Annotated in this window: 2 protein-coding genes; both read left to right on the top strand. The window is 65.7% G+C overall.

Going from position 1 to position 344, the window contains the following annotated elements:
- Positions 1-5 precede the first annotated feature (5 nt).
- Positions 6-152 carry a paraquat-inducible protein A gene (locus ACZYTC_RS34265; protein WP_488991761.1) on the top strand — a complete coding sequence of 49 codons (147 nt, stop codon included), beginning with the start codon at positions 6-8 and terminating at the stop codon, positions 150-152.
- On the top strand, positions 149-344 hold a 196-nt coding region (locus ACZYTC_RS34260), incomplete at its 3' end, for a hypothetical protein (protein WP_488991760.1). The genes ACZYTC_RS34265 and ACZYTC_RS34260, both read left to right, overlap by 4 nt.

Genomic DNA, 344 nt, shown 5'->3' with positions numbered 1-344 from the left:
TGCAGCTGGGCGAGATCGCCACCATCGAGCCCGGCATCGGGGCGATCGCCTTTGCCAGCGTGGTGATCATCACCATGATCGCCTCCGAATCATTCGACCCACGGCTGATGTGGGATGTCTTGCGCCGCGACACAGGAAAGAAGGGCCATTGACCGACTCCGACGCCTCCAAGAACGGCAGTGACACGGCCACGCCGGATATCGATCCGCCGCGCCGTCGCCGCCTGTCCGCGATCTGGCTCATCCCGATCGTGGCGGCCGGGATCGCGCTCTATCTGGGCTGGGTCACGCTGTCGGAGAAGGGGCCGGTGATCACCATCACCATGCGCACGGCGGAAGGGCTGG

It is taken from the genome of Labrys sp. F242 (assembly GCF_057813875.1).
The sequence above is the reverse complement of the archived record's forward strand: the minus strand, read 5'-3'. Positions and strand labels throughout refer to the sequence as shown.